This window comes from Burkholderia sp. Se-20378 (assembly GCF_017104665.1).
Lineage (GTDB): Bacteria > Pseudomonadota > Gammaproteobacteria > Burkholderiales > Burkholderiaceae > Burkholderia > Burkholderia lata.
This window is the reverse complement of sequence record NZ_JAAGPG010000339.1, coordinates 1-8,857: the sequence shown is the minus strand read 5'-3', so window position 1 is coordinate 8,857 and position 8,857 is coordinate 1. Positions and strand designations below refer to the sequence as shown.

At 67.4% G+C, this 8,857-nt stretch carries 11 protein-coding genes and 1 pseudogene; 5 read left to right on the top strand and 7 right to left on the bottom strand.

Annotated features, from left to right (window positions below; translation table 11 throughout):
- A pseudogene (locus G3N93_RS27365) lies at window positions 1-339 on the top strand (amino acid permease); the annotation flags it as partial.
- A gap of 162 nt (window positions 340-501) precedes the next feature.
- Here the strand turns inward: G3N93_RS27365 and G3N93_RS27360 are convergent.
- The 4 genes from G3N93_RS27360 to G3N93_RS27345 form a co-directional block, all read right to left on the bottom strand.
- A complete protein-coding gene (locus G3N93_RS27360) occupies window positions 502-798 on the bottom strand; it encodes an XRE family transcriptional regulator (RefSeq protein ID WP_011355454.1) in 297 nt (98 codons plus the stop codon).
- 72 nt (window positions 799-870) lie between these two features.
- Window positions 871-1,230, bottom strand: coding sequence for a type II toxin-antitoxin system RelE/ParE family toxin (locus G3N93_RS27355; protein WP_174945031.1), 360 nt, complete (start codon window positions 1,228-1,230; stop codon window positions 871-873).
- 131 nt (window positions 1,231-1,361) lie between these two features.
- Window positions 1,362-2,348: a pca operon transcription factor PcaQ gene (gene pcaQ, locus G3N93_RS27350; protein WP_174935698.1), complete on the bottom strand. Its 987-nt coding sequence runs from the start codon at window positions 2,346-2,348 to the stop codon at window positions 1,362-1,364.
- Window positions 2,349-2,425: 77 nt separating this feature from the next.
- On the bottom strand, window positions 2,426-3,163 hold the full coding sequence (locus G3N93_RS27345; protein ID WP_174935699.1) for a helix-turn-helix transcriptional regulator: 738 nt from the start codon (window positions 3,161-3,163) through the stop codon (window positions 2,426-2,428).
- Window positions 3,164-3,283: 120 nt separating this feature from the next.
- Between G3N93_RS27345 and G3N93_RS27340 the strand changes: the two genes are divergently transcribed.
- The 3 genes from G3N93_RS27340 (at window position 3,284) to pcaG (ending at window position 5,428) form a co-directional block, all read left to right on the top strand.
- Window positions 3,284-3,850, top strand: coding sequence for a YiiX/YebB-like N1pC/P60 family cysteine hydrolase (locus tag G3N93_RS27340; RefSeq protein ID WP_174945027.1), 567 nt, complete (start codon window positions 3,284-3,286; stop codon window positions 3,848-3,850).
- A gap of 273 nt (window positions 3,851-4,123) precedes the next feature.
- Window positions 4,124-4,831 carry a protocatechuate 3,4-dioxygenase subunit beta gene (pcaH, locus tag G3N93_RS27335; RefSeq protein WP_011355459.1) on the top strand — a complete coding sequence of 236 codons (708 nt, stop codon included), beginning with the start codon at window positions 4,124-4,126 and terminating at the stop codon, window positions 4,829-4,831.
- A 3-nt stretch (window positions 4,832-4,834) separates the two neighbouring features.
- Window positions 4,835-5,428 carry a protocatechuate 3,4-dioxygenase subunit alpha gene (gene pcaG, locus G3N93_RS27330; RefSeq protein ID WP_174935705.1) on the top strand — a complete coding sequence of 198 codons (594 nt, stop codon included), beginning with the start codon at window positions 4,835-4,837 and terminating at the stop codon, window positions 5,426-5,428.
- 461 nt (window positions 5,429-5,889) lie between these two features.
- Here the strand turns inward: pcaG and G3N93_RS27325 are convergent, their stop codons facing one another.
- The gene (locus G3N93_RS27325) at window positions 5,890-6,669 is read right to left on the bottom strand and encodes a helix-turn-helix domain-containing protein (RefSeq protein ID WP_206134365.1); all 780 of its coding nucleotides are present in this window, start codon (window positions 6,667-6,669) and stop codon (window positions 5,890-5,892) included.
- Window positions 6,670-6,811: 142 nt separating this feature from the next.
- On the opposite strand from G3N93_RS27325, the gene G3N93_RS27320 reads away from it, so the two are divergent.
- On the top strand, window positions 6,812-7,591 hold the full coding sequence (locus G3N93_RS27320) for an alpha/beta fold hydrolase (protein WP_206134364.1): 780 nt from the start codon (window positions 6,812-6,814) through the stop codon (window positions 7,589-7,591).
- 38 nt (window positions 7,592-7,629) lie between these two features.
- Here the strand turns inward: G3N93_RS27320 and G3N93_RS27315 are convergent, their stop codons facing one another.
- Window positions 7,630-8,457 carry a M55 family metallopeptidase gene (locus G3N93_RS27315; RefSeq protein WP_206134363.1) on the bottom strand — a complete coding sequence of 276 codons (828 nt, stop codon included), beginning with the start codon at window positions 8,455-8,457 and terminating at the stop codon, window positions 7,630-7,632.
- On the bottom strand, window positions 8,454-8,857 hold a 404-nt coding region (locus G3N93_RS27310; RefSeq protein ID WP_206134362.1), incomplete at its 5' end, for a P1 family peptidase. The genes G3N93_RS27315 and G3N93_RS27310, both read right to left, overlap by 4 nt.

Sequence of the window (8,857 nt, the reverse complement as noted above, 5' to 3'; positions counted from 1 at the left end):
TGGCTCGCGCAAGGCAGCCAGGTCGGCGGCGTCCCGCGCCGCAGCCTCGCCGTGATCGCCCTGCTCGCGGTAGTCGCCCTGGCGGCGACGACGCTGTCGGACGTCGGGCCGAAGCCGCTCGTGCTCGTCACGTCCGGATGCTTCGTGATGGTGTACGGGCTCGGCGCGGCCGCCGCGCTGAAACTGCTGCCGCGCGGCGGCATCGCATACCGTTGTGCGTGGGTTTCGCTGGTCGCGGTGGCCGGGCTGTTCCTGACGACCGGCTGGTACATCCTGTGCCCTTTGCTGCTCGCGGGCGGTGCGCTGCTCTATCTGCAGGTGGCCGGGCCGCGTCAGTGACCCGGCAGGTGCGCGCGGGCCGACACCTGCCCACGTGCGGGGACGCGCGGGCTGATCATGATCGAACCGCTGGCCGAACCGCTGGACGGATTGCCGGCCACTCCGCCGCGCGCATCACGCGTAAAAGCTCAGCCTCGGCCGTCCGCCGGTTCTTCGTGCCCGTCAGGCTGGCACCAGCTCGAAACTGAGCCGTTTGCCGAGCGCGGCGGCCGCGCTCGCGAGCGTGGCCAGCGTGAGGCTCGTGTCGGTTTCGTCGAGCAGACGGTTGAGCGCGGCGCGGCTGGTTTTCATCCGCGCGGCCATCGCGGTTTTCGTGATGTGCTGCGCCTTCATTTCCTGCCCGATCTGCCAGGCGATCACGCGCTTGATCGCGGTGGCGGTGGCCGCTTCGAGATTGCCGTCCTCCTCGAGGAAGGTATCGAAATCGCTGCCGATATGCGGATTGTTCGTGGTCGTCATGGGTACTCCAGTGCATGGCGTTGCCGGCAGCCTGACCGTCGAAGACGGTGCGTTCCGGCGCAACCGGGAAATTCAGATGGCGCGCATCAGCGCTTTCAGGCGCGCGACGGTGACATCGAGATCGTCCGACGGCGTGGCCCGCGACTGCTTGAAGAAGCCGTGCAGCAGGACCATCGTGTCGCCGACGACCGTAAACAGCACGCGGGCGCTCCGCCCCGGCAGCATCACGCGGATCTCCCACAGATCCTGTGCCATCTTCCGGACCAGCGGCATGCCGAGCGGCCAGCCGAGTTGAACGGTCTTGATCTCTTCGCCGATCGCCCTTCGCTCCGCATGCCCGAGCGCCTTCAGCCATTCGCGCACCGGCTCGTTGCCACGGGCCGTCTGGAAGAACCGCACGCCGAGCGTGACCTGGATCTGCTGTCTCGTCATCGTCCTGACACCCATCGTATCAAAATCGGTACGATATGCCAAGCACCACGAGGTCGGCTACTGACCAGATGGCCAATCCAGTCAGTAGCCGTGAACGGGCCCGGACCGCGCTTGCCGCCCGGTCCACCGGGTCAATCGTCGCGACGAACCGGCTTGCGCGCCGCGCGTGACGTGCCGCCGGCACGCGTTTCGCCGAACCGCGACCTGGCGATGTCGCGCACGGCGTCGATCAGCGTCCGCGCGACCGGCGACGGCTGCGCATCGGTGCGCAGCACGAGCCCGACCGGCTCGTCGGTGCCCGCCGACGGCAGCGGCAGGCGTGCCAGCGCCCCGGCCGACAGGTCGTATTCGGCCGCATAGAGCGGCACGAACCAGACCGCGTCGTTCTCGAGCGCCAGCGCTCGCGCGACCGATACCGACAACACCTCGATGAACGAATCCAGCGGCGGCACGCCGCAAGCGCCGAGCAGTTGCTCGGCCGACTGGCGGATCAGCGTGCCGAATGGCGGCAGCACGACCGGATAGCGCGCAAGCTCGGCCGCCGGCGCCGCACTCGAGAGCAACGGATGCCCGGCGCGCACGACGGCGACGAGCGGCTCGTTGTACAACTGCTCGAACGCGAGCCCGATCATGCGCTCCGGTTCCGACAGCCGTCCGATTGCGCACTCGATCGCACCGGACTTCAGGCGCTCGAGCAGATCGGCGTTCGCGGCCGTCGCGATCCGCACGACGACGCGCGGCCAGCGCTCGGCGAGCGCCTTCATCAACGCGGGCGCGAGCGATGCCGCGACGGTCGGCAGCATCCCTATTTCCAGCGTCGCCGCGGCGGCCCCGCCTTCGCGCGCGAGCAGCCCGACGCCTTGCCGCAGCGCCAGTACGCACGCGCTCGCGTGCGGCATGAACAGTTGCGCCTCGCGAGTCGGCTGCGCACCCTGCCGGCCGCGCTCGAACAGCTTCACGCCGAGGATCGCCTCCAGCTCGGCGATCGTCTTCGAAACGGCCGGCTGCGTGATCGACAGGCTCTCGGCCGCCTTCTGCACGCCGCCCAACTGCGCGACCGCGAGAAAGCACTGCAAGTGCCGGAACTTGACGCGGCCGTCGGCGATACGGTTATTCATAACGAGTGGTTATGCGATTGACGATGAAATGCCATTTTGCATAACTTTTCGAATAGTCCCAAGCACTCGACGATGCGTCACGCATGACGCCGCAGTGCCTGGAAACCGGCCGGCTCCCACATCCGCTTCGCGATCAGCAAGCTGGTGCCGTGCTTTTGCGCGAGCGGTGCGGACGACGATTCCGCATGCAGCGCGGCCGCCTTGCTGCGCAGCCGGCGCAGCTCCAGTTCGAGCTCCGCGGAGGCGGCCTCCGTCAGCATCCCCTGCGAGAACGTCATCGTCTCGCCTTGCCCGTCGAAGCGGCTGTCGAGGAAATCGCCGAGTGCGTGCGCATGGAAGTACCGGCGGATCGGCCCACCCGGCAGCCAGTCGAAATCGCGCGCGACGCGCACGCGAATCCGGTCGCCCGGCAACAGCGCGACGACGTTCATCCGGTCGAGCATCAGCAGGTATTTCACGCACTCGGCCTTCGTCACCTGATAGGCCGACACGATGTCCTGCACGGTCCAGTAGTTGATCGCGCAGACGGCAACGAGCAGCAGTTTGTCGTCCGACACCAGCAGTGCCTCCTGCTGCTCGGTCAGCACGTGCAGCCTCGGCGCCGACGCGGACGCCTCCTGCACGAGCTCGGCCAGCGTGTAGCCGAGCAGTTGGGATATCTCCACGACACGCTCCAGCGTAAAGCGGCCGCTGGCGAACAGCCGCTTCACGCTGGTCTCGGAGACGTCGAGCGCACGCGCGACGTCGCGGTAGGTCATGCCCTGCGCCTTCAGCTGGCGCTTCAGCATGTCGATGAGTTGGGCGGTTTCGGTCATTTTGGTATCGAAAAATGATGCTCAAGGTCAGATATTAGGCCACCTGCACAGGCAGATGAACATTTTCGGATACTTGTCTGCATAATCCGCTCCGTGCTGTCACTGAACGACGGAGCCGAAATGACCACCCGAACCGAAACCGCTGCCTACGAATCGCATCACACCGCCCCGCGCGATGCCCGCGACACGGATCGCACGATGCCGCTCGCCACGGTCCGCACGCTGGCCGCCAGCGCGCACGTCGGGGATCTCGTGTTCATCCGCGTGCCGGCGAATGCGCCGCGCGACGCGGCCGGCGCGACGGGGGCGTGGGCCAATCGCTTCGGCATCGTCGTCGATACGTCGGGCGACGAGCCCTTGATCGCTGAATCCGCGTTTGCGTGGACGAAGCTCACGCCGCTGTCGCGCTTCGTCGCCCGGACCGACGGCGGACGCATCGCGCTGGCCCGTCGTGTCGCGGCACCGACCACCGATGCGCAGCGCCAGCTTCATTCAACGGCCGAACGGCGGATCGACGCGCTGCTCGGCAACCGCTTCAACCTGCGGACGCGGCGCGGCTTCTGCGCCGACTACGTGAGCGACGTGCTCGGCGCCGACCGGGACGCGACGCCGGCCGCACTGCTGCGCAGCGGCACGCTGTCACTCGAATTCGACGGGATCGTGTTCGATCCCGGCCGCCAGTCATAACAGGCGCTCAGGGAGACCGGATAACAACAAGAACGACAACACAAAAAAGCAGCGACGGGCTGGCTGGAGGGCCGTGCACGGGGTCGTCACCGACGACGCGAAGCCCGATCGCTTTTTCCGCCGGACAGGCATCCTGTCCGGCGGAATTTTCATTGGCGCGTCGAACATAACGAACGGTTATGCGATTCGCGAAAAAAGGTCATTTTGCATAACTTTCCGGATTGGCTACAGTCGTGCCATCCACTTCGCGAAATACCTATCAGGAGACGCCCGATGGATTCCCCCACGATCCTCACGCCGCGCGACTGGCCGTCGCATCCGGCCTATGTCCACCCCGAGTACCGTTCGTCGGTGAAGCGCGGCCCGACCCGCCCGCTGATCCCGCTGAAGGAGAAGCTTCGCGACCAGTACGCGCCCGTCTACGGCGCCGAAGATCTCGGCGCGCTCGACCATGACCTGACGAAGAACGCGGTGAAGAACGGCGAGCCGCTCGGCGAACGCATGGTCGTCACGGGCCGCGTACTCGACGAAGGCGGCAAGCCGGTGCGCAACACGCTCGTCGAGGTGTGGCAGGCGAACGCAGCCGGCCGCTACGTGCACAAGATCGACCAGCACGATGCGCCGCTCGACCCGAACTTCCTCGGCGCGGGCCGCTGCCTGACCGACGACGAAGGCCGCTACCGCTTCCTGACGATCAAGCCCGGCGCGTATCCGTGGGGCAACCATCCGAACGCGTGGCGCCCGAATCACATCCACTTCTCGCTGTTCGGCGATTACTTCGGCTCGCGTCTCGTCACGCAGATGTACTTCCCCGGCGACCCGCTGCTCGCGTACGACCCGATCTTCCAGGGCACGCCCGAGGCCGCGCGCGATCGCCTGATCTCGCGCTTCTCGATGGACCTCACCGAAGAAGGCTATGCGCTCGGCTACGAGTTCGACATCGTGCTGCGCGGCCGCGATGCTACCCCGATGGAGCGCTGAACCATGACGACGCTGAAGCAAACCCCTTCGCAGACGGTCGGCCCGTACTTCGCGTACGGCCTGTGCCCGCAGCAATACGACTACGACCTGAAGAGCCTGTTCACGCCGACGATCGCCGCGGCCCACGCCGAAGGCGAGCACGTGCTGCTGGTCGGCCAGGTGTTCGACGGTGACGGCAACGTCGTCGGCGACGCGGTGCTCGAATTCACGCAGGTGGACAGCGCGGGCCGCTACCCCGCCTCGCGCGACGACATCGCGAAATCCGGCTTCACGGGTTTCGCGCGAGTCGGCACCGGCACCGATGCGCAGCAGCGCTTCGTCGTCGAGACGGTGAAGCCGGGCCGCCTCGCCGCAGACGAAGCGCCGCACATCAACGTGACCGTGATGATGCGCGGGATCCTCACCCACGCGTTCACGCGCGTGTACTTCGACGACGAAGCCGCCGCGAACGCAGCCGACCCCGTGCTGAATGCCGTGCCGGCCGAGCGCCGCGCGACGCTCGTCGCGAAACGCGACGCGCAGCCGGGCCGCCCGGTCGTCTACCGCTTCGACATCCGCATGCAGGGGCCGGACGAAACCGTGTTCTTCGACGTGTGACGCGCGAGCCGGCTTGCGCCGGCTCCGCCCGATACTCCAACGCCGCGTGGCGCGATACCAACAGGCATCGCACCACGCGGCGTTTTTCATGCTCCGTCGCCATCATTCGATGCTGCGGTGCATCGCGTCCGGCCAAGGGTGCGAATGCCCGTTGTCGCGGGCTTGTGCTCCCTGCATCGAACGCGCGATTGAAACGTATGCTGCGACAGCACACAAGTCGTCAGTCGGACACGATATCGTTTGCGCGTTATGCGGCGTATTCTTCGCTATCCGCAACGCTTCAATGAGATTGAATCGGAACAGGCAACAATTACGCATGTAATGCGCGACTCCGGCCGGCAGGCCGTGCGCGCATTTTTTTCTGACCGAGTGCCTTTAAACGCGTCTGACCGAAGTTGGCAGGCGCGTATTTTTTTGGCGGCAACCGGCGCACCGGCGTGTCGTGCGCCGATTCCTTCCGGCTAGCGCCGAATCTCCAGATAGCGGCTCGGCGTATCGCCCAGAATGCGGCGAAACGCCGACGTGAACGCGCTGGCGCTCGCGTACCCGAGATCGAGCGCGACGCGCGTGACCGGCTGCCCGTCGCTCAGGCGCGCGATCGCCGCGAGCATGCACACCTGCTGGCGCCATGCGGCAAAACTCACGCCCGTCTGCGCGCGGAACTGCCGCGTGAACGTGCGGCGGCTCACGCCTGCGTCGGCGGCCACCTGGTCGAGATCGGCCGCGATCGACGGCGACGCGAGCAGGTGCCGGCACACCTTCGCCAGCCGTGCGTCGGCCGGCAGCGGCGCATGCAGCGACAGGCGCGGCATCGTCGCGATTTCCGCGACCAGCAGCGCCATCAGCTTGCCCGCACGCCCGTCGACGTCGTACAGCGCCGGCAGGTCGATCGCATCGTCGATCAGTTGCCGTAGCAGCGCGGACACGCCATAGACACCGCACTGGTCGGGCAGGCCCGCCTCCTGCGCGGCGTCGCCGGACACGAACGTGTTGAACATCGTGACCGGCCCGGTCATCGTCATTTCGTGTCGCACGCCGGCCGGCACCCAGCACGCGCGCTGCGGCGGCACCAGCCAGCGCCCATGCGGCGTCGACACGCTGATCGTGCCGCGCGACGCGAACGCGAATTGCCCGCGCCCGTGCGCGTGCTCCGGAAACGTCGTGCCCGCCGCATAGTCGTTCGCGGTCACGACCACGCTCCGGGGAATGTTTTCGTAGGGATCTAGCAGCGTATTTCTCAAGGCCCGAATTCCATCATCAATGACCCGATATCGAAGGCGGGTCTCCTTCGCGCGATCTACGATCCGCTCCACCCTTGCGCGCCCGGACGGCCGCAGGACCCGTCGGCCTGATCGGCCGGATTACCACTGCATCGGAGCGGACATGCCGAATACGTTTCATCGCGTGGGGGACGGCCCCCACCCTGTTCTTGTACTGCCCGGCTGGTTCGGCGACGCCCACGCGTTCGAACCCGTCGAAGCGTGGCTGTCGCGTGAACTCTTCAGCTATGTGTTCATGGACTACCGCGGTTACGGCCGCATGCGCGACGCGGCGGGCCACTACACGATCGACGAGATCGCCGCCGACGCGCTCGCGCTGGCCGACACGCTCGGTTTCGCGACCTTCAGCATCGTCGGCCATTCGATGGGTGCGATGGCGGCCGAGAAAATCGCCGTCATGGCGCCCGGGCGTGTGCGCGCGCTGGTACCGATCACACCCGTGCCGTGCGGCGGCCTGCCGTTCGACGCGGAGAAACGCGCGCTATTCGAGCGCGCCGCGGACCACGTCGCCGATCGCCGGACCATCATCGATCGCAGCACCGGCGGCCGCCTGCCCGCCGCCTGGATCGAGTGGAAAGCGGCGTATTCGGCAGCCCGTTCGTCGCCGCCGGCGTTCGGCGCGTACTTCCGCGCGTGGGCCGATACGGATTTCAGCGACGAGATCGCCGGCGTCCATCCGGTGAAAGTGCTGATCGGCGAGCACGACCCGGCGTTCGACGCGGCACTGATGGCCCGCACCTACCTGCAGCGTTATCCGCTCGCCACCGTCGCTGTGCTGCGCAATGCGGGCCACTATCCGATGAACGAGACGCCGCTCGCGCTGGTCGCGGCAATGGAAACGTTCCTGCTCGCCGTGACGGCAAACCCCGTCGGCAACCACTGACGACGCGCGGCGCGCAAGCCGCATCGCGGTCGCGCGCATCACCGCAACATGAACGACATCGCCGACAAACTATTCAGCGTGCGCACCACATGCTCGACCGAAGGCCCGTCGAAGCGCAGCGTCACCGCATCGACGCGCTCCAGCGACGGCAGCACGCAGAACAGGTCGGCCTGCGCCGCCGTCTGCACGCGCAGCGTGCAAGCGGCCGGCGTGGGCCGATGGGCGCCGGCGCGCACGCCAGCCGACAGTGCGTGCGCGACCGCTTCGCGCGCAGCGCTTGCGATCCGCGCACATGACGCAGCGGGCGTGAGCGTATCGCCGCTCGACGCGCCGCCGGCCGTCTTGACCGTCTCGAAATGCGCATCCGGAAACAGCGGCTGCGTTTCCTCGGCGAACACGTCGTCGCCCGTGGCCAGCGCGACGTGCGCGCCGTATTCCCGCGCCAACGCACCGTACAGCCCGGCTTCGCCGAGCTCGACGCCGTTCAGCCACACCTGCGTGAACGCGAAGCTGTTGATCGTGTGCGCGAGTACGCCGCGCGTCTGCGACTTCGCGTGATAGCCGATCATGAACACGAGGTCGGGCTGCTGTTCGAGGCCCGCCATCATCCCGAGCGTGCGCGGCTTGCCGAGCACGACGCGCGCACGTGCATCGAGCCCGTCGGGCAGCAGGTTGCGGAAGCCGCCGTGCGAATCGTTGACCCACACCGCCTGCGCGCCGCCCATGAACGCGCCTTCGATCGCCGCGTTCGCCTCGGCGGTCATCCAGCGGCGCGCGCGCTCGTATTCCGGATTGCCGGCGCGCGTCTGCTCGGTGGCGAATACGCCGGCGACGCCTTCGATGTCGGTCGAAATCAGGATCTTCATGACTGGGTAAGACGTCCTTCGTAGCCTTCGTTGAACAGGCGATCGAGATCGGGCACCGCGTCGCGCAGCGCTTGCCGCACATGGCCGTCGCGCCCGGCCACGGTCACGGCCTGCAGCAATGCATCGGCGATCGCGTGCTCGACGCTTTCGGCCGCGGCCATGAACAGCGGATCGAGCGCCGCGTCGGCGACGAGGGCCGGCAGCGCGAGGGTCGATGCGTCGTGCGAGATCGTGTAGGCGGTGGAGAATGCGAGCGCGATGTCGCCGCTGCCGTGCCCGTAGACCGAGCCCGTGCGGGCCAGCCCCGCACCTGCACGGCGCGCGAGCCGCGACAGTTGCCGCGCATCGAGCGGCGCGTCGGTGGCCAGCAGCAGGATGATCGAGCCCGTCTCGGGCAGGT